This window comes from Sulfuriferula sp. AH1 (assembly GCF_002162035.1).
Lineage (GTDB): Bacteria > Pseudomonadota > Gammaproteobacteria > Burkholderiales > Sulfuriferulaceae > Sulfuriferula.
Genome location: NZ_CP021138.1, coordinates 709,299 through 728,152 on the forward strand (window position 1 = coordinate 709,299; position 18,854 = coordinate 728,152).

The 18,854-nt window shown below is 50.8% G+C and carries 28 protein-coding genes; 25 read left to right on the forward strand and 3 right to left on the reverse strand.

Annotation, left to right across the window (positions count from 1 at the left end; translation table 11 throughout):
• Positions 1-128: 128 nt before the first annotated feature.
• Complete coding sequence (locus tag CAP31_RS03670; protein WP_189836636.1) at positions 129-2,483, reverse strand: EAL domain-containing protein; 2,355 nt, start codon at positions 2,481-2,483, stop codon at positions 129-131.
• Positions 2,484-2,643: 160 nt separating this feature from the next.
• Between CAP31_RS03670 and CAP31_RS03675 the strand changes: the two genes are divergently transcribed.
• Entirely contained in the window at positions 2,644-2,880 is a 237-nt protein-coding gene (locus CAP31_RS03675; protein ID WP_087446298.1) for a TIGR02647 family protein, read from the forward strand.
• A 142-nt stretch (positions 2,881-3,022) separates the two neighbouring features.
• On the opposite strand, the gene CAP31_RS03680 is transcribed toward CAP31_RS03675, so the two are convergent.
• Positions 3,023-3,955: a LexA family transcriptional regulator gene (locus CAP31_RS03680; protein ID WP_087446299.1), complete on the reverse strand. Its 933-nt coding sequence runs from the start codon at positions 3,953-3,955 to the stop codon at positions 3,023-3,025.
• Between the two features lie 145 nt (positions 3,956-4,100).
• Here CAP31_RS03680 and CAP31_RS03685 point away from each other — a divergent pair, with 145 nt between their 5' ends.
• A complete protein-coding gene (locus CAP31_RS03685; protein ID WP_223247352.1) occupies positions 4,101-4,487 on the forward strand; it encodes a helix-turn-helix domain-containing protein in 387 nt (128 codons plus the stop codon).
• Complete coding sequence (locus CAP31_RS03690; protein WP_087446300.1) at positions 4,474-4,905, forward strand: hypothetical protein; 432 nt, start codon at positions 4,474-4,476, stop codon at positions 4,903-4,905. Before CAP31_RS03685 ends, CAP31_RS03690 begins: the two co-directional genes overlap by 14 nt.
• Positions 4,906-4,968: 63 nt before the next feature.
• Here CAP31_RS03690 and CAP31_RS14750 read toward each other — a convergent pair whose 3' ends face one another.
• Positions 4,969-5,235 (reverse strand): hypothetical protein, encoded by a 267-nt coding sequence (locus CAP31_RS14750; RefSeq protein WP_157662640.1) that lies wholly within the window; start codon positions 5,233-5,235, stop codon positions 4,969-4,971.
• A gap of 86 nt (positions 5,236-5,321) precedes the next feature.
• On the opposite strand from CAP31_RS14750, the gene CAP31_RS03700 reads away from it, so the two are divergent.
• From CAP31_RS03700 to terL, 22 genes are all read left to right on the forward strand, one after another.
• Positions 5,322-7,433, forward strand: coding sequence for a Mu transposase C-terminal domain-containing protein (locus CAP31_RS03700; protein ID WP_087446302.1), 2,112 nt, complete (start codon positions 5,322-5,324; stop codon positions 7,431-7,433).
• A 76-nt stretch (positions 7,434-7,509) separates the two neighbouring features.
• The gene (locus tag CAP31_RS03705; protein ID WP_087446303.1) at positions 7,510-8,253 is read left to right on the forward strand and encodes an AAA family ATPase; all 744 of its coding nucleotides are present in this window, start codon (positions 7,510-7,512) and stop codon (positions 8,251-8,253) included.
• Positions 8,254-8,264: 11 nt separating this feature from the next.
• Positions 8,265-8,840 (forward strand): hypothetical protein, encoded by a 576-nt coding sequence (locus CAP31_RS03710; protein ID WP_157662641.1) that lies wholly within the window; start codon positions 8,265-8,267, stop codon positions 8,838-8,840.
• Between the two features lie 290 nt (positions 8,841-9,130).
• Positions 9,131-9,418: a hypothetical protein gene (locus CAP31_RS03720; RefSeq protein ID WP_087446305.1), complete on the forward strand. Its 288-nt coding sequence runs from the start codon at positions 9,131-9,133 to the stop codon at positions 9,416-9,418.
• A 154-nt stretch (positions 9,419-9,572) separates the two neighbouring features.
• Positions 9,573-10,121 carry a hypothetical protein gene (locus CAP31_RS03725; protein ID WP_157662642.1) on the forward strand — a complete coding sequence of 183 codons (549 nt, stop codon included), beginning with the start codon at positions 9,573-9,575 and terminating at the stop codon, positions 10,119-10,121.
• Positions 10,114-10,428 (forward strand): hypothetical protein, encoded by a 315-nt coding sequence (locus tag CAP31_RS03730; RefSeq protein WP_087446307.1) that lies wholly within the window; start codon positions 10,114-10,116, stop codon positions 10,426-10,428. Before CAP31_RS03725 ends, CAP31_RS03730 begins: the two co-directional genes overlap by 8 nt.
• A 2-nt stretch (positions 10,429-10,430) precedes the next feature.
• Entirely contained in the window at positions 10,431-10,676 is a 246-nt protein-coding gene (locus CAP31_RS14755; protein ID WP_157662643.1) for a hypothetical protein, read from the forward strand.
• Between the two features lie 23 nt (positions 10,677-10,699).
• The gene (locus tag CAP31_RS03735) at positions 10,700-11,224 is read left to right on the forward strand and encodes a host-nuclease inhibitor Gam family protein (protein ID WP_087446308.1); all 525 of its coding nucleotides are present in this window, start codon (positions 10,700-10,702) and stop codon (positions 11,222-11,224) included.
• 69 nt (positions 11,225-11,293) lie between these two features.
• Positions 11,294-11,566 carry an HU family DNA-binding protein gene (locus CAP31_RS03740; protein WP_223247414.1) on the forward strand — a complete coding sequence of 91 codons (273 nt, stop codon included), beginning with the start codon at positions 11,294-11,296 and terminating at the stop codon, positions 11,564-11,566.
• 72 nt (positions 11,567-11,638) lie between these two features.
• Positions 11,639-12,289: a hypothetical protein gene (locus CAP31_RS03745; protein ID WP_087446310.1), complete on the forward strand. Its 651-nt coding sequence runs from the start codon at positions 11,639-11,641 to the stop codon at positions 12,287-12,289.
• The gene (locus CAP31_RS03750; protein WP_087446311.1) at positions 12,282-12,689 is read left to right on the forward strand and encodes a gp16 family protein; all 408 of its coding nucleotides are present in this window, start codon (positions 12,282-12,284) and stop codon (positions 12,687-12,689) included. The genes CAP31_RS03745 and CAP31_RS03750 overlap by 8 nt, the downstream gene beginning before the upstream one ends.
• Position 12,690: 1 nt before the next feature.
• Complete coding sequence (locus CAP31_RS03755; RefSeq protein WP_087446312.1) at positions 12,691-12,924, forward strand: hypothetical protein; 234 nt, start codon at positions 12,691-12,693, stop codon at positions 12,922-12,924.
• Positions 12,921-13,313 carry a Mor transcription activator family protein gene (locus CAP31_RS03760; RefSeq protein WP_087446313.1) on the forward strand — a complete coding sequence of 131 codons (393 nt, stop codon included), beginning with the start codon at positions 12,921-12,923 and terminating at the stop codon, positions 13,311-13,313. The genes CAP31_RS03755 and CAP31_RS03760 overlap by 4 nt, the downstream gene beginning before the upstream one ends.
• A gap of 10 nt (positions 13,314-13,323) precedes the next feature.
• Positions 13,324-13,653, forward strand: a complete 330-nt coding sequence (locus CAP31_RS03765) for a hypothetical protein (protein WP_087446314.1) — start codon at positions 13,324-13,326, stop codon at positions 13,651-13,653.
• A 32-nt stretch (positions 13,654-13,685) separates the two neighbouring features.
• On the forward strand, positions 13,686-14,705 hold the full coding sequence (locus tag CAP31_RS03770) for a hypothetical protein (RefSeq protein WP_087446315.1): 1,020 nt from the start codon (positions 13,686-13,688) through the stop codon (positions 14,703-14,705).
• A gap of 390 nt (positions 14,706-15,095) precedes the next feature.
• Positions 15,096-15,533 (forward strand): M15 family metallopeptidase, encoded by a 438-nt coding sequence (locus CAP31_RS03780; protein WP_087446317.1) that lies wholly within the window; start codon positions 15,096-15,098, stop codon positions 15,531-15,533.
• Entirely contained in the window at positions 15,530-15,784 is a 255-nt protein-coding gene (locus CAP31_RS03785) for a hypothetical protein (protein WP_087446318.1), read from the forward strand. The genes CAP31_RS03780 and CAP31_RS03785 overlap by 4 nt, the downstream gene beginning before the upstream one ends.
• Positions 15,765-16,250 (forward strand): hypothetical protein, encoded by a 486-nt coding sequence (locus CAP31_RS03790; RefSeq protein ID WP_087446319.1) that lies wholly within the window; start codon positions 15,765-15,767, stop codon positions 16,248-16,250. Before CAP31_RS03785 ends, CAP31_RS03790 begins: the two co-directional genes overlap by 20 nt.
• 37 nt (positions 16,251-16,287) lie before the next feature.
• A complete protein-coding gene (locus CAP31_RS03795; RefSeq protein ID WP_087446320.1) occupies positions 16,288-16,518 on the forward strand; it encodes a TraR/DksA C4-type zinc finger protein in 231 nt (76 codons plus the stop codon).
• Positions 16,508-16,732 (forward strand): hypothetical protein, encoded by a 225-nt coding sequence (locus tag CAP31_RS03800; RefSeq protein WP_087446321.1) that lies wholly within the window; start codon positions 16,508-16,510, stop codon positions 16,730-16,732. The genes CAP31_RS03795 and CAP31_RS03800 overlap by 11 nt, the downstream gene beginning before the upstream one ends.
• A 3-nt stretch (positions 16,733-16,735) precedes the next feature.
• Positions 16,736-17,236 carry a DUF1804 family protein gene (locus CAP31_RS03805; RefSeq protein WP_087446322.1) on the forward strand — a complete coding sequence of 167 codons (501 nt, stop codon included), beginning with the start codon at positions 16,736-16,738 and terminating at the stop codon, positions 17,234-17,236.
• Positions 17,229-18,854 (forward strand): phage terminase large subunit, encoded by a 1,626-nt coding sequence (gene terL / locus CAP31_RS03810; RefSeq protein ID WP_087446323.1) that lies wholly within the window; start codon positions 17,229-17,231, stop codon positions 18,852-18,854. The genes CAP31_RS03805 and terL overlap by 8 nt, the downstream gene beginning before the upstream one ends.

Sequence of the window (18,854 nt, forward strand, 5' to 3'; positions counted from 1 at the left end):
TAAAAACAGTTAAGCATACCTTAAATGACAAGGCGTACCAACTGCTTTGAGGGAGGGGTTTTTTATATCCGCAGGTGAGCGGGACAGTCCGGGTGCCGGTCTGTCCCGAGGCATTCTCCTGGGTGCGGTCAGCTTTTGAATATCTCGTCCATCGGTACCGGCCTGTGCAGCAGGTAACCCTGTGCATAATCGACGCCGATACTGCGCAAGCAGGCGAGCGTGGCTTCATTTTCCACAAATTCGGCTATGGTTTTAATGCCCATGGCATGGCCGATGCGATGAATGGATTCCACCATGGTGTAATCCACCGGATCATGGGCGATGTCAAGTACCAGCGAGCCATCGATCTTGAGGTAATCCACATGCAGGCTTTTCAGATAACTGTAGGACGACATGCCGCTGCCAAAATCATCCAGGGCGAATTTACAACCCTGTGCCCGGAGCGCGTTGATAAAACGCTGCGCCATCGCCATTTGTGAAATGGCGATGGTTTCGGTCACCTCAAAACACAGGCAGGCCGGATTGATATTTCTGGCATGTATTTCTCCCAGCACAAAATCCAGCAGGCTTTCATCCATGAGCGACTGACCGGAAAGGTTGATGGCATAGAAGGCACGCTGACCACGCAGATCGGATTGCTGAATAAGCTTGAACAGGTTGCTGATAACCCGTTTATCGATTGCCGGCATCACGTTGTAGCGTTCGGCGGGTGGAATAAATACACCTGGCATTACAATATTTCCATCCTCATCCACCATGCGCAGCAGGATTTCGTAATGTACTTCGTCCTTGTGCGGAGCAAGCGGTACAATCTGCTGACAATAAAGTTTCAGGCGATCCTCCTCAATGGCTTGGCGTATGCGCGTTACCCATAGCATTTCGGAATGTTTCTTGGCGATTTCGGCATCTCCGCGCAAGACATGCACCCGGTTGCGGCCTTGCTCTTTTGCCATATGACAAGCTGTATCCGCTGCACTGACCGCAAGTGATGCTGTACCGGTATGACATGTTATCGGCACGACGCCGATACTGGTGCCTACGGTAAACACTTTGTCGTCCCAGATAAAACGGAAGTCGGCGATTGCGGCGCGAATCGCTTCTGCCACGCGCTCGCCCGCATTGAGGTCGCAATTGGCAAGCAATATGCCGAATTCGTCGCCGCCCAGCCGAGCGATAATGTCGCCCTTGCGCACTTTTTGCCCGATCAGCAATGCCATCTGCACCAGCAGCTGATCGCCCGCGATATGGCCGCAGGTATCATTCACTACCTTGAACTGATCCAGATCCATCACCATCAGCACATGTTCGGCATTACGCCGGGTAGCGGATTCGATCAGCAGCTCCAGATCCGTTTCAAACCCGTAACGATTCGCCAGCCTGGTCAAGGGGTCGTGCGTTGCTTGCCAGGCCAGCCGTTGCTGCAGGGTATGCGATTCGGTCATGTCCTGAAATGCCAGTACTGCTCCCATTGTCTCCTTGGCCGGACTCATGATGGGCGAGGCAGTCATGCGGATAGAATAGGTATCGCCATTACGTCCGAGCAGGGTCAGCTGATCGCTTGTCAGTCTGGCGCAATCGCCGGCATGGGTGGCAGCGCGTACATCGATAGGCATCTGGCTGCCGGTCTCGATCAGCCGCAGTATATCGGCCAGGTGTTTGCCTTCGGATTCTTCGGGCTTCATGTTCAGCATGCGGGCCGCAACGGGATTGATATAGGCTACCCTGCACTGCGCATCGGTGGTGATGATGCCGTCGGCGATCGAGAACAAGGTCACTTCGGCCAGATCTTTTTCGGCCTGCAAGCTGTTTTCCATCGTTCGGGTGCGCCGCACTACCAGCAGCGCCACCATGAAACTGGTGGCAACCGTTAACAGGCCGATCAGTGTAATCAATTCCTGGGCGCGCCCGCTTCTGGCGTTGATCTCAAGAATCGCGGTCTGGGTTTCCTTGTCCTGCAGCTGCATCAGTTCCGTATAGGTTTGCATCACCTTGTTCTGAGCCGGGATGGCTTGCTCAAACAATATGGAAGAAGCCTGTTTGATATGCCCTTGCTCGATTTTTTGCAATACCGCATTTTGCGCTTCGCCTGATGCTGTGCGTATATAGAAAAGTGCACGTTGGAACAGCTGTTTTTCTTCGGCGCTGGCGGGCAGTTTTTCATATTCGATTCGTGCGTGAATGAAATTTGTGAGTCCGGTATCAAATTGCTGGCGCTGTTCATCCAGTTGGAAGGCATCTGCTGTTCTGGTCATGGTGAACAACAGCATGGCCCGTTCGCGTGCTATATGGCGTAATTCGTTTACCAGTCTGGATTTTTCCGTCGCTTCGGTAATCAGGCGAGCAGTAACATGGCGATTAACCTGCAATTGATCGATAGTAAAAGCGCCAGCAGTCGCGAGTAACAACAGGACGGCTGCAAACCCCGCACCCACTACATAATGAGAGTGGAAGCCTTTTTTCGCTTGTTTGGCATTCCCAAGCATATGCATCCCCCGGCATTTATAATTTATGGGTTGAGTGTAATGGATTTAAACGCATCTGAACACTCATGCCATCCATTTGTTGACGCACGAAAATTGCTGGAGTACTGTAAAAATGCGATATCTCAGGGATACTTTCAATTCGCCATACTAAGGAGTTGCCATGTTTTACACTCAGGATCTGGTCGATGAAATGAATGCTTTGGTACGTTATGATTTGGGGACTACGCAACAAGGAGTCAAAGTACACAAGACCGCCGATCCGGCAGTGATCGCGGCCACCGTGCGTTTATTTGATAAAGGCCTGGTTACGCAGGTGGATGGCGGATATTTGACGGATTTGGGGAGAGAAGTGGCTGAGCACTGTGGGGGAGTGATTGATTTGGCACTAATAAGATGAACAAAGAAAACGCGCAAAGCCACGCGGTTATTGAATTACACGGAAAACAATGAAAAAAACACAAATCGCAAAAAATGCGCAAAAATAAACAAAAAACGGTTTAATTTGCGTTTTTTTTGGCACTAAAATAGTCGATTAATAATTACACTTTGAAACGTCCGAATTTAAACGGGACTACAATACCGACAATATGAAAAGTTTCAGCTTCAGCTGATGTATATATTTCAGGCTCTCCGCCGACACTTGGATTATCACTCTTCACTATTATCCTGCCATCAAGCCGTTTGTTAATGCGTTTAAACCGCATAAAACCATCCTGAATAAATGCATAGATAGCATCATCAATAAAGATTTTCACAGAAGTATCAATCACAACTTGGTCACCGTGCGATAAGGTTGGATGCATGGAGTCTCCAGATACGTTTGCCAGTTTTATTGATCTGAGATTGCTGCCGACCCTCTCGCGTACCAATCGTGCATCCATATTGACCTTAAAGACTACTCTCTCATCTTCATGATCAACGAACTGACCAGATCCAGCACTGCCCTTTACCAGAGGATAGTAATCAATTTCCATCGTGGCATGTTCAGGTGATTCCAGAGCGCTATTAACACGCTCTTCTTGGGCTTTAACAGCGCGTTGCTTCCCATCTCCTGTCACTAATGGCTCTGACCCGATGCCAGTCGGATACGGTGCTGTGCTAACGTGGAGTTCCTGCATATTAATTGTGTTTTCATGAATTGCATTTTTTGTATGTTGCTGAATTGCATTTTTTTGAATATCTGATAGCCCTGCTTCCATGCTTCTTTCTAACAGAAGTAGTGTTTTGTTAAAAATATTAGGATTTAGTTTAAGAAAATCATGGATAAGCCCTAGCACATTAGCTGGGGGCTGATATTCCGTGCGCATACCGCCTTTCCCACCACTCCCTTCGACAATTCGATGAGGCCATTCTGACTTTTTAGCAAAGGCTCGAGCGGCTTTCTCTGTACGCGGCATCCCTGGTATCACCTTAGCACTACCAAGCGTTGCTAATTGTGATGCTGAAAACCAGATATTGACGACCGTACTCATTATGTATAGTACGGGCGCAAAGTTAGGGCGCAAAAATTAGGTAGGGGCGTATTTAACATATTGAAATAAATATAATTTATAAAATTAACCTAAAAATATAGTACGGGCGCTTGACTTGTTAAAAGTACGGTAGTACAGTTCAGTCATGTCAAAAAAGAAGCCAGCGTTAAACATGCCAAAAAAACCAGACCCTAAGGACTGGACGAGACACGACGTGTTATACGCCGTGCGACGCACAGGAACCACATTACAGCAGCTCTCTATTGAGCTTGGATACCATCGCGGCACCTTAGGTAACGCGCTGCATATTCCCGCACCCAAATACGAGAGACTGATTGCTGAACACCTGGGCTTGCCTGTCCAGGATGTATGGCCCACACGCTACCACCCAGATGGCACACCTAAAAGCGGGCGTGGCGAACGTGGGTTGGGGCGTTACAAACGTAAAACGACTAAGCCGAATAATAGCACTGTCGGTGAAATAGGCAATGTCAAACAGGTAAACAAAGGAGCGACAGATGCGTCGCGTTAAAGATACCGTCACAGGTGATTTATTTATGGTGCCAACGCCCGTCGGCAATGTACCTGGCAGCTTGGCTTGCCGAGTTGAGATCGCACACTGCATGAGCGATGCTCTGATAAGACATGACCGCTACGAAGTGGCTACACAAATCAGCCGACTGACTGGCCGTGAAATCAGCAAGCATATGCTGGATGCCTACACAGCTGAATCACGTGAGACACATATTCCTCCCATTGATATTGCGATTGCATTTGATTTGGCGACAGGTGGCGTAGCGATGCTTAATCTTTATGCTGCCAAGCTCGGTGCACGAGTACTGATCGGTAAAGAATCCTTAGATGCTGAAATCGGCAAACTGGAACGACTTAAAGAAGATGCATCCAAAAAGATCAAAGAACTCAAGCGCGTGATGGGAGAAATAGAATGATCAAGCCATCTATTATCAACACCGACCCGTTAAATCAGTGGCAGCAAGAAATGTTTGATGCATTCAATGCAGCAGCTTCGACAGAAGCATCTGCCAGTCATCACCTGCAGCAGAATTGCGAATTCCAGAGGCTACCTGCCGTAAAGATAGCTGGATCAATTCGCGGTTGGCAACATCTTGCGGGATACTTTCGCTCGTTTTTTCAAAAGATGTGGCGAGGTCTTCATGGCTAATTCCTGTTTGAAGACAAAGCACATTTGCAAGATGAACGGTAGCTGTTTGCATGCCAGCCATCAGGCCAACGATTACTTTAAGTTGATTTTCAGTCATGAGGGTTCCCTTGTGCTAAATGGTTTTGTGTGGAAACAAGACTTTAGCACGGGGATGAACCCTCGCCAATGTAACTGGGGTGCAGCATGAAAACGCACTACTCCTGCGCCGAACTTGCTGCAATGAAGCTGCCAGGGCTACCAACAACAGAAAAAAGATTACGTGATCGAGTAAAGTCTGAAGGCTGGGCATCACGCCAAGTTCCAGGCAAGGGCGGAAAAGGTGGTATGCGTACTGAGTATCAGCCGCCAAAGGCATTGCTTTCATCCATTATTAGCCAGCATATCAAGTCCTCCCCCGTCAGTGCGGTTACCCCCGCGCTGGCTTTGCCCAGTAGTGAAGTGACTGCTGCTGGGCTTTTTTCTTCTGCTGTATTGCCTGTTGCGATACGGTCGCATGAGCTTAAAGACTGGCAGCGTAGCAGTGCCGAAGCCCGTGCCGCGTTGATTGGTGAAGTGCGCCGCCTTGCAGTTCTTGCAGGCACAGAAAAAGCCATTCAAGCAGTGATCGCATTGGCAGCGAATGGCGAGTTGCCAGCCCATCTGCAAGCGATGGTATCGGTCGCCAATGCGAAATCGGGTGTAGATGGTAAGCGCACGCTGTCCAGACGATCACTTTACCGCTGGATGAAAGAGGCTGAACAAGGATTTACAGCGCTGGCACCACTGCAACGCGAAAATTTAAAAGTGCCAGCTTGGGCACCAGCACTGCTTGAATTGTATCAGCGGCCACAAAAGCCAGCGCTTAAATGGGTTATGGAGCAACTGCCCTCTGTATTGCCCAGCCATATAACGCCACCATCCTATTGGGCTGCAAATCGCTTCATCCAAAAAATGAGCAAGGTGGATGTTCAGCAAGGTCGCATGGGCAAGAGAGAAATCAAGAACATCAAGCCATTCGTTCGACGTGATACTGGTGAAATGTGGCCAGCAGACGTATATACCGCCGACGGCCACACATTTGATGCTGAAGTTGCGCATCCTGCGCATGGCAGGCCGTTCCGTCCTGAAATAACGACAGTGCTGGATATTGCAACACGTCGTGTAGTTGGTTGGAGCGTGGACTTGGCAGAATCAACCTGGTCTGTGCTCGATGCGCTGCGTCATGCGTGTATTCAGCATGGCATCCCTGCGATTTTCTACGTTGATAACGGCTCTGGTTTCAAAAATGACGCGATGAGCAATGAATCAACGGGCTTTATGGCGCGGCTGGGTATTGAAATCACACATAGCTTGCCATACAACTCACAGGCGCGCGGTATTGAAGAGCGCTCGCATAAATCATTTTTGGTACGCGCAGCCAAATCACTGCCCACTTATATGGGGGCAGACATGGACAGAGAAGCCAAGCAAAAAGCATTCAAAATAACCCGTGCTGACATCAAAACTGCAGGCGTATCAAAATTACTGATGCCCTGGAATGCCTTTGTGAACTTCATTAGTGAAGAGATTGAAAAAGCCAATAACCGTGAGCATCGCGGCTTGCCAAAAATCAGGGATGCCGCTGGAAAATTACGTCACCAAACACCCAATGAAGCATGGGAATTAGCAGTTAGCGAGGGTTGGAAGCCAACGGAAGTTGAAGCGCATGAACAGCTAGATCTATTCAGGCCGTACAAGCTGGCAAAAGCACTTCGCGGTGAGGTCAGATTGTTTGGGAATACCTATTTTGATGCCGCATTGGCAGATCATCATGGTGACACTGTACGGGTTGGGTATGACATTCTTGACCCGCACCAAGTCTGGGTACGTGATCTTCAAGGGCGGTTAATCTGCGTAGCAGGCTTTGAGGCAAACAAACGCAGCTACTTCCCACAGTCATTCCAGGACAAAGCCAACGAAACACGTGCTAAAGCCAGAATTAAACGCGCGGCCGCACATATTGAAGAGGCTGAGGCAGAGCTTAGCCAGACTTATGACGCATTGCCTTTTATCGAAGCCAATACCTTGCCTAGCATGCCAGTAGTTCTTGCAGAAACAATGCAAATCACTGAGTCAGCTACCCGTCCAAACCTATCTACGATGGGAGATTACACCCTGCTGACATGGCTTGCAGAGCACCCAGAAGACTGGACGGATGGATTTAGAAGCTACTTCAATAAACGTGCTTCCGAAGGTTCGCGCACGATAAACAACGCACTTGATGAATACAACTTATGGGGAGAACTGAATAAAACAGATTTTAGAGTTGCCGTCTGAACTGCAATCCAGACGGCTTTGAGGCAAACGGGGAACAAACCCGTTTTTATAACAGCAGCAAATTGGAGTTTAACACATGAAAAAGCATTTCGTAAAAACCAGCAACTTTCTTAGTTTCATTGACGGGATACAAGCCGTAGAAGCCCGTGGCGCAGCTGAAGCCAGCATGATGCTGGTGTTTGGTAACGCGGGTTACGGTAAGTCGGAAACACTCGACCACTGGGCAACACAGGAAGACGCAATCTACCTGCGTGCAAATGTTGACTGGACACCTAAGTACTTTCTGATTGAGCTGGCGAAATTCTTGCGTACTGATGCGGGTGGCACATCGGAGCAGCTATTTGCTCGTCTTTTAGCACGTATTGCCAGTGAACAAATCCCTATCGTCATTGATGAGGCTGACCACTGCCTGCATAACAATGCTGCTGTGCTTGAGAAGATACGCGACTTTGCTGACCGTACTGAAACCTTGGTAATACTGGCTGGTATGGAAAAAATACAGGGCAAGATCGCCCGCCACCCACAGATCAGCAGCCGTATCGCACGGGCGGTTGAATTCGCCGCATCAGGCTTAGAAGACACCCGCAAGCTTTGCGATGAACTCTGTGAAGTTAAGGTAGATGCCGCCCTGGTCGCTGAAATACAGCGCAGCACTAGCGGCCGCGTGCGTGAAATTCTCAATGCTATCGCCATCGTCGAATCAGCGGGGGTGCGAGCAGGCAAGGCCATCGTGACACTCGAAGATGTCGCAGGCCAAGCCCTTACGCACGATTGGCAGGCGCGCCGTCCGAAACTGGTCAAGCTGGGCGGGGGGCGTTAAACATGGGTTTGATGCAAACACTTTTAACGGTTTTAGTAGCGCGGAGTGACGGCATCTCGCCAGCTGATGCAAGTCGTCTGGTTAAGCGTAGTCGCCAGGCAACACAAAAAGCACTGGCTAGTCTGGCAAAGCGTGAAATAGCCGTGGCCAGTAACGGCGTTTATCGGGTTACAGATAAAGGCGCGCAATTTCATGCAGGTGGTGAGGTTATTAAATCCGGTCCTTGCAAAGCACGCGGTACGCCACGGCTTGTCGCAAACACGCTGCGTGCAAAGGTATGGCGGGCAATCCGTATTAAACGCAAATTCGGACTGGATGACCTGGCGCGTACTGTGCTGGATGGTAGCGAAGCTGCTATTGACCCAGTCAACAATATTAACCGATATGTGACCGCATTGGCGCGGGCGGGTTATTTGCAGGAAATGAAGCGACGTAGCGCCGGTTCTGCACTGACTTCACCAGGCAGCAAGCGCTGGCTGCTGGTGCGGGATACAGGGTTAAAGCCACCTGTGCGCCGCCAAGCTGGCGGGGTTTATGACCAAAATGAATGCCGCATGTATGGTCTGGGAGATAACCATGTGGCTTGACCTATTACAAAAGGCGGTGGCTGCCAGCAATCGTACTCAAGTTGCTGCCACGCTGGGTGTTTCGCGCACCAGTGTATCGCTTTTATTAAGCGGTAAATACGGCGCTGGCACCAGCAAGATGGCTGAGCTTGTCATCCAGACATACACCCGTACCAGCTGTCCATACCTTGGCCGTGACATCCCACAAAGCGAATGTGACAGCCATGCTAACGCAGCTATTCCAACCAGCAGCCCGCGCGCAATGAAGCACTGGCGTGCATGCATAACCTGCCCAACAAAAGGAGCGAATCATGATATCAAATAAAGTATTTAACCTGGTACACACCCAGCAAATCAGTTTGCAGAATGAAGTGATCCGCATCCTGCGCAGCATAGGGCTGCAAGTGATCAGCGTGAGCCAGGACCCTCGGATGACGATAGAAATCGCACCTGTGCGTAATCAATTGCATTACGCAAAGCTCATGTCACACAGCGGCATCGTCTCACGTCGCAGCGGATATAACGTCGAGTTCAGTGCATTGGTTGAACAAGTCCGCGTTATCTGGCGTGAAACGATAGAAAGCGAGGCCGCAGCATGAAAAATGACGGACTTAAATACCGCATGAGCTGCAACAAATTCAAGTGCGCAAGTACGGTCAAGCTCTTCAACAAAAGGTGGCGCTGTGATACCTGCCGCGCGCGCATCGCCCAACAGGCCGCGAAAGCAGTGAGCCAATCAGCAGGAGGCACAGCATGCGCTTAACCTGCCCAGCATGTGGCGCAATAAGCAGCCTCGACGCCATGATAGAGCATCAGGCAGCGCGTGAAGCACTGGCTGCTGCATTGTGCATAGATACGCGCCTCGGCCCTTTGATGATGAAGTACCTTGCCTTGTTCCGCCCTGCGAAAACAGGGCTGTCCATGAGCCGTGTCGCCGTATTGCTAGGCGAGCTGATGCCCATGATCCATGCCGCTAAAATCACCCGTAATGGCACGCTATACGCCGCGCCACGTGAAGCATGGGTCATTGCGCTAGAGGACATACTTGCTCGACGCGATAGCCTCAGCCTGCCGTTAAAGTCGCATGGCTACTTGCTAGGAATACTCGCAAACCAAAACCAGCAAGCCAATGCGCGTGCCGAGAAATCAACCGAGCAGCGACGTGCTGGACAGACGCCAGTTGGCACATCTGCTGCCCATCAGGCATTCAAGCCAGAAGCCCCAGTAGAACGCAACCCGATGGCAGCAGCGAAAGCCATTGCTGATGCCAAAGCCATTATGAAAGGAAATCAGCATGCATAAACACCAGCTCATCAGCATCATGGCAAAGCACGTCGGCGCTGGCAATGGCGTGTCGGTGGAAGCGCTATCGATATTATTAAATTGCTGTGCCCGTAAAGTGCGCAGTGCTATTAGTGACGCACGGATAGAAGGGATCGCCATATGTGGCCATCCGCATACAGGTTACTACATTGCAGAAACAGCAGAAGAGCTGGAGCAAACCTGCCAGTTCCTGCGCTCACGCGCCATGCATAGCCTGCACCTTGAATCCAAGCTACGCAATATCCCGCTAAACGACCTATTGGGTCAGATGCATCTGAGGACGTAATCATGAAAACAGTAATTGAACCTAAATTCAGGTGTGGTGAATGTCATGAGCTACACGATGACGAAGACGAAGCAAGATTTTGTTGTGTCCCAAGCGTAGTGGAAGTTTATATCTGCCCTATATGCCATACCGAATATGACCATGATGAAGAGGCAGCCATCGAATGCTGTGGATTCGATCCGGATGGCCCGCCACCGCCTCCAACCGCAGCCGAGCTTGAGGCAGCAGGACAAGAGAGACTTTTTTAACTGAATTAACAAAGGAGAAACAAATGGCAAAACCAGTAACTAGGCTCAAGACTAAAGCACAAATCTATGTTCCACAAAGCAAAGACGATGCTGCCGCAAACATCAGAAAGATCGGCGATATCCAGCGCGAATCTATACGTACTACTGCTGAGATGAACGATGAGATCGCTGTCATTACACATAAATATCAGCCGCTCCTGGATGCGCTTGGCGAGCAAATTAAAACGCTGCAAGAAGGTGTGCAAGGATATTGTGAAGCACACCGTGATGAACTAACAGATGGCGGCCGCGTTAAAACTGCCAATCTCATCACAGGAGAAGTTCAGTGGCGCCAGAGACCTCCATCAGTATCTGTACGAGGCGCTGATTCTGTTATCGAAATGCTGAAAAGACTAGGGCTTGCTCGTTTTGTACGCACAAAGGAAGAGGTAAATAAAGAAGCGATTCTCAATGATCCAGATGAAGTACGTGGAGTTGCTGGCTTGAATATTGTGACCGGCGTAGAGGATTTTGTAATCACTCCGTTTGAGCAGGAAACAATCGCCTGACTTCAAGTATGGAAAAAGTTTAACCGTAGCACCCACCAACCAAAGGAGTAACAGCATGAGCAAGAACTGATTGACCGCATAACCGAAGAGATGAAGCTGCAGCACAACCGCGCTGTCAACAAGGCTGATGTTTCTGCATTCCTTGAGTCACTGGCAACTGCCAGCACCATTGCGCTGGCCACCGGTGGCGAAGTTATGCTGCCAGACATCTGCAAGATCAGCGTCACCACCCGCGCCGCGCGCACTGGCCGCAACCCTGCCACCGGCGCAGAAGTCGAAATCCCGGCCAAGCGCGTGCCAGCATTCAAAGCGGTAAAGGCCTTGAAGGACGCCGTAGCCTAAACCCTCGCTTCCAGCCCGTTAAACATAGCGGGCTGCTGGAGAAGGTTTAACGAAATAGCAAAAGGATTAGACATGGACTTTACTGAACAGGATTTTTTGAATGATGTGACCGAACACCAAATGATCATCATTCGTGACGATGGCGTAAATCGGCATATTCGTTTCAAACGGCCCAATACATTCTGCATGCACTTTGATCTAATCACTTGGCCAGGGAACCTCTGTTACACGGGTGATATGGGAACCTACGTTTTCAGGCGCCTTGATGATATGTTCGAGTTCTTCCGTACCGACCGCGAGCGCGGCTACATGAACAATGGAAAAACGCTGTCGATCAATCTCGGATACTGGTCTGAGAAGCTAATTGCCATTGATCATGGCGGCGTTACGAGATTTGATCCAGACAAATTTCGCGCTGTTGTCAGCGAATATCGGCTGAGCTGGATGCGCGAACGGAGGATCGATAAAGAATCTCGTCGCGAGTTGTGGGCTGCAGTAGACGATGAGGTTTTAAACCGCGCCGATGATGGGGAGCACGCCGCATTCCAAGCAGCATATGACTTTTGCCACAAGATAGACGGCAAAGAGTTTCAGTTTAGTGACTTTTTTGAGCACAGATTTACTGAATATACGAACTATTTTATTTGGTGTTGCTACGCGCTGGCATGGGGCATTCAGAAATATGACCAAGAGTGCGAAGTATCTAAGGCTAATCATGAATAACACCGCACCTGACATCCGCAAGCGCGAACTTGCCCAGATCCACGTAGCCAAAACGCAGCTCTGTCTTGATGATGAAACCTACCGTGCCATGCTATGGACGGTTGCGCGCGTCAAGAGCGCTGCCGATCTGGACTGGACCGGGCGCAAGCAGGTGCTGGATCACCTCAAGGCCAAAGGGTGGAAGAAAACCACCAAGAGCCGCCCAGCGCCAGCCAAATCCAAAGCGCACCTGGTTGCCAAGGTTCGCGCATTGTTGATCGATGCTGGCAACCGACCCGACACCTACGCTGATGGCATGGCGCGGAGAATGTTTAGCGTAGAGCGGTTTGAGTGGTGCGACTCTCGCCAACTGGTCAAGATCATTGCAGCGCTGGTCATTGATAGCAAACGGAATAGCTGATATGAGCACAACAAATAACGTGATTATTGTCCGCGTTACCTTCGGTGTGGTGATACCAAATGGTCAAGCAACGGAAAAAGAAATAACCGATTGGCTTCGTTTCTATTTGGATGGCAGTGGATCACTCTCAAATGCAAATCCATTTGCCGATCAGGAGCCAGAGGGAGTACCTGGGATGTTTAAATGGGATGTGGTTTGCGCTGGAGTCAGAGACAGGAAAGGAATAACTAAGTGAATACCGCACTGCTTGCCGATGACCTGCCGCCCAGTCTGCGCGATATTGCCGAGCTGATCGGCCTGCCCGGTACACTCAGGCTGGTCGAAACCTATGGAGGCGTTCGGCTATATGTACCGAAAAAGCTGGATGCAGAGCACAAGCTCGCGCAGTTGATTGGCCTGGAGCAAGCAGCCAAGCTGGCAGATACTTATGGAGGAGAGATGCACTTCGATATCCCGCGTGCGGTCGAGGCTACACGAGCCGCCCGTGATCGCTGCATCCGCGCAGATCAGGCCAGTGGCAGTACCCACCGTGAACTGGCGCTGAAATACAGCCTGACAGAGCGGCAGATACGTAATATCCTTGGCGCTGAGGCTGAAAATAGCCAGCAGGAACAGCTTTTCTGAATAAGGAACCATGATGAAATCATTGCTTGTAGGTGGGCCAAAAAATGGAACGGTCTTATATATTAAAGCGGGAATTTCAGTGCTCACCGAGCATGAAGGGAAACGATATGAATACCAGCGAAAGATATTTGCATGGTACGGAGACAAGATAGATGCAGTGTGGCCTGTGTGGCTACATGGAGATGGACCGGATGCTGAAGAAGTGCTATCGATGATCCAGAAAGCGGAGATCGTTCCGATTGGGAAGGCTACTGAATTGGCATCGGACCAGATTGTTATATTAAATATCCCGGCGGCAGTTAGATCGATAGATTTAACTGGGATGGAAAAGTTATTTTAGGATAGTAAGTTTTTAATCAAGGGGAGAGTGTCATGGATTCGGGAACAATAATGCTGGGGGTGTTTTTTGGTAGCTGGATAGGCTGGATGATCTTTTTTGGTCTGCGGAAATCGAGTGGTGTTGTTGTTTTTGGTGGTGGATTTATTGTTGCATGCTTAACTTTGGTAGCAGGGATTTACATATCAAAATATTCTAAACAAGAAAATCAGCCAGATATTGCATCATCTGCTGTTAATCTTAATATCAGTACAGAAGGTGTTTTGGAAAAGGATAAGCCACTTGTTGCGCAAGCAGTAAAAGCTTTTTTTGGTCAGTGTCCTAATGTTGCTACCTTGGCTGGAGATATCAAGGATGCCAAGATTTCATGGGGGTACGCAGATAATACAGGGAGTATTCAGCATGGCTGGCGAAACCCCGTTGAGCTTGTTGTTAAATTTAGCCAAGACCCTCAAGATCAGCGATTAATTGATTGGCGCGCTTTCGGACATACTTGTTACTACACAATGGGTGGTGGTATTGATCCAGGCTGGAATACTGGAAAAGAACCGTGTGCCAATATCTGCGGAGTGACAGCTAATGACAATGGTGAGTTTTTTGCTGAAGTGCCGCAGATGGAATTGCTTGATGATCCAAAAACTCAAGAGTATCAACAGGCTTTGATTAAAGCCAAAACAGAATGGAATGCAGACTTATCTAAGGAAATGGCAAATGCCAAAAAAGGTGATGAAGACTCTATTAGTAATGTCGGATATCTATATGGTCGTGGCACATTAGGCTTCAAGGGCGATAAGTACAATGAGTGCGTTTGGCGTTCAGTTAGTTACCTCACAACAAGATATGAAGTAAGTTCTGACCTAATAAAAAGTGCTACCCAGCGCAAGCAAATGGAAGCTGCTTATATTGAAGGTAAACGGCAAACAGCTAAAGGGGTTTGTAGCCGTAATTTATCGCCAGAGCGTGCATTAATTGCTATTGAAGAAGCTAAAAAAATTGCCGATTCAATTCCAGGAAAACGACCAGCACGCAGACCTGTACTGAATAATGAGATATAGAATTTCAGCCCTTATCCTGCTTGCATTATTAGCCACTGATGCCGCTGCGCGATCTGCAGCAGAAGTCCGGGCATTTAAGCGCATAAATCCCTGCCCGGAGACAGGCGTAACGCGCGGATCGTGTCCAGGTTATGTCGTCGATCACATCATTCCGCTGTGCGCTGGTGGGGAAGATGCACCAGAAAACATGCAGTGGCAGGAGCTGTCCGCATCAAAGGTGAAAGACAAAGAAGAGTGGCGCACATGTCGCTTGCTAAGAAAGCATGCAAGTTGACTAAGCGTTAAACACAGCGTAGATTATTAACCCTCAATGGACGCAAATGCGTCCATTCTCTTTTGCGGAAGCCCTTCCGCCTTAATCAATTATCATGCTGCCGCGACAATGGCACCATGATTACATCACGCAAACTAGACGACTTACAGCTGCCCGTCAAAATCAAGGCGCTTAATCTCATTCACGAGTGCAAGCTGGCCGGTATTGACTTGCTCATTACCTGCACCTACCGCGATTTTGAAGCACAGAATGCGCTTTACGCGCAGGGCCGCACAGTACCTGGTCGCATCGTGACCAATGCTCGCGGCGGGCAATCCTTTCATAATTTCCATATGGCATTCGATGTGGTTCCGCTACGGGCTGGTAAGCCGGTATGGGGGACGACTGGCGCAGATGGCTTGCTCTGGCAAAAGGTCGGCGCGCTCGGCGAGGCGCAAGGTCTGGAATGGGCCGGACGCTGGAAGCGGTTCCGCGAATTGCCTCATTTTCAGCTGACTGGCGGGCTGACACTGGCTGAGGTTAATGCTGGCAAGAAGCTGGAAGGCGCGGCATGAAGTTCTCAGATCTGTTCCGTGATGCCGGTACCGGGATGCTTTCTCACACCAAGCTGTGGGCAAATATTGGCTATGCGACGCTCACCGTTGCCTTCATCAAGGACTCATGGGCTGGCGGCCTAACCGACATGAAGATATTCGCTTATGGCGCAGTGGTCACAGGCAGCGCCGCCGCATCAAAGCTGCTGTCGATGCGTTACGGCATCAAACCCGACACCAAGGATGCTGCCAATGAACCCGGAAACCCTTAAATTAATCGCCTCGGCGGTAGCTGCTGCACTGTTGTTCGGCGCTGGCTATCGCCTTGGCTCACGCCTTGCTCACAATGCCTGCGAAGCTGATAAGGCTGCTGCCCTGCAGCGCTTGATTACCCAGCAGGCTGCCGTGGCCGCTCAGGATAATGAAGTGCTTACTACGCATGAAGTGGCCAACGAGCGCATCCGCGTCGTTTATCGAACCATCACTCAGAAAGCCAATGATTATGCGATCACTCATCATGATGATGCTTGTGGCCTTGATGCTGACGGGCTGCGCCTCTGGAATGCAGCCAATGCCGGTGATACCCCGCCAGCCGCCAGCCAACCTGACTACACCTTGCCCGCCGCTGCCACCACCAAAATCGGGGCAGATAGCGGATCTGCTGACCAACCACGTGGAAACGGCACAGCTGTATTACCAGTGCCGCGAGAATCATCAAGCGCTGGTGGACTGGAGTAAGAACGATGGCAAATAATTTACATGCAGGAGAGCGCTGATGGATGCGTTTGACCGCGCTCAGGCGCTTGAACTGGAAGAGTATGAGCGGCGCCAGCGCGCCGCAATTTTGCCGAATACCCTAACCGAATCGGCGATAGAGTGTGTCGAGTGCGAAACGCCCATCCCTGAAGCGCGTCGCCTGGCTGTGCCGGGCGTTCAGTTATGTATTACATGCCAGACGCGGCTTGAGCTGGTTCGAAAAATAAACGGAGAGAGACATGGCGGCTGACGAACACACATTATTGCTGGGTGAGATCAAGGGCAAGCTGGATCTGGTGATTGCACGCCAAGTTGAGCAAGGCGAAACACTTGATGTGCTGGATGGCCGCATGCGTGCTGTGGAGGTGAAATCTGCCATGCATGGCGGTCTGGCAGGCGGCTTGGTTGCAATTGGAATGACTCTTTTGGTGGAAAAGGCCAAGCGCGTTGTCGGGATGGCATGACCAGTGGCACATAAACCAGAAAAAAAGACCGCAGCACGCGCGGCATTCGTTTACGAGGCGTTAACCCTGGAGGTGATAGCCCAGCGTGTTTGCGCCTCACTTGGCACTGTTTCGCGCTGGAAGCGCGATGCATTGGCTGAAGGCGACGATTGGGATCGGGCGCGCGCTGCTGCGCGATTGTCCGGCCAAGGCGCCGAGGCCGTCACTCAGGCGGTGATGGAAGACTTCGTGCTGCTGTTCCAGAGTACGATGACTGAAGTCAAGGCAGCCACCGATATCAAGCCGATGGCAAAGGCCGAGATCATCAGCCGGTTGTCGGATGCTTATCAAAAGACCATGTCTGCCGTGGCCAAGGGCAATCCCAAGTTGAATAAGCTGGCTGTGGCGATGGAGGTGATGCAGTCGCTGGCTGAGTTTGTGCGCAAGCACTATCCGAAGCATGCCAATGCGTTTGCGGAGATATTGGAGCCATTTGGCGAGGATGTGGCTAAAAACTATGGGTAACACTACCCGCCGTGCCTTCCTCGATGGCATCGCCAGCCTAGCCACAGAGTACCGCCGCCAGATTGAGGCCGAGGTCGATGGCTTCACGCCTGATATGGCCGCACGCCAGGCGCGTCGTGATAAGGCGCATGCCAGCTTTGAATTCTTTGCCCGTACCTATTTCCCGCATTATGTGAAGTATGCGAATGCGGTGCTGCATGATTTCCTTTACCCGCGCTTACAAGAGATTGTGGATAACGGCGTGGGTGACCATGATGCCATTGCCGCCCCACGCGGTAACGCTAAATCCACCATCGTCACGCAGATATTCGTGATCTGGTGCGTGATTACCGGCCGCAAGCATTTCCCTGTGATTATCATGGATGCGCTGGATCAGGCGCTGCCGATGCTGGAGGCCATTAAGGCCGAGCTGGCATTCAACCCGCGCTTGCTGATGGATTACCCGGAGGCAACGGGGCAAGGCCGGGTGTGGCAGGTTGGCACTATCGTCACCGCTAATGATGCCAAGATTCAGGCGTTCGGCTCTGGCAAGCGTATGCGCGGCTTGCGTCATGGCCCGCATCGTCCGGATCTTGCAATCGGTGATGATCTGGAAAACGACGAGAACGTGCGCAGCCCCGAACAGCGTGACAAGCTGGACAGCTGGATCAAGAAAACCGTGCTGTCACTGGGTGCGGCTGACGACTCGATGGACGTCATCATCATTGGCACTATTCTGCATTACGACTCGGTGCTGGCGCGCCTTATCAAGAACCCGCTGTGGAAGTCGCGCAAATTCAAAGCCATCATAGAATGGCCGCACCGCATGGATCTGTGGGACAAGTGGGAAGAGATCCTGCTCAATGACGGTGATGAAGTCGCCAAGCAGTTCTATGCAGAGCGTAAAGCCGAGATGGATTCAGGCGCGATAGTGTCATGGCCAGCCGCCCAGCCGCTTTACACACTGATGGTGAAGCGTGCCCGTGATGGCCGCCAGGCGTTTGACTCCGAACAACAGAATGACCCAGTGAGCGGCGATGATGCGCCGTTTGCCAACTGCATTACTTTCTGGGTAAATCGCCTTAATGAATGGATATTCTATGGCGCGTGCGACCCCTCACTTGGTAAGGCAGGAGGGTCGCGTGACCCATCTGCATTACTGGTAGGCGGATTCAACCGCAGCACGGGTATTCTGGACGTGGTTGAAGCGGCGATCAAGAAACGCCTGCCTGACCGCATCATCGAAGATGTGATTATGCTGCAGGCTGAATACCACTGCTTGGTATGGGTCGTGGAGACGGTGCAGTTCCAGGAGTTCCTGCGCACCGAGCTGGTAAAGCGATCCGCTGCGCGTGGCATCCCGGTACCCGCCCGTGCAGTGACACCACATACCGACAAGATCCTGCGCATTGAGACCTTGCAGCCGCACATGGCCAACGGCCTGATTCGCCTCAACCCAAACCAGCACACGCTGATCGATCAGCTGCGGCACTTCCCTAAAGCCGATCACGATGACGGCCCGGATGCGCTTTATATGCTGTGGGCTGCTGCGCTATCCGGTGGTGGCGCAATCGAATACCAAACACTAGGACGTCGCCGAGAATCGGCGCGCGGCCTGAATGACTTTATGGGAATGTGA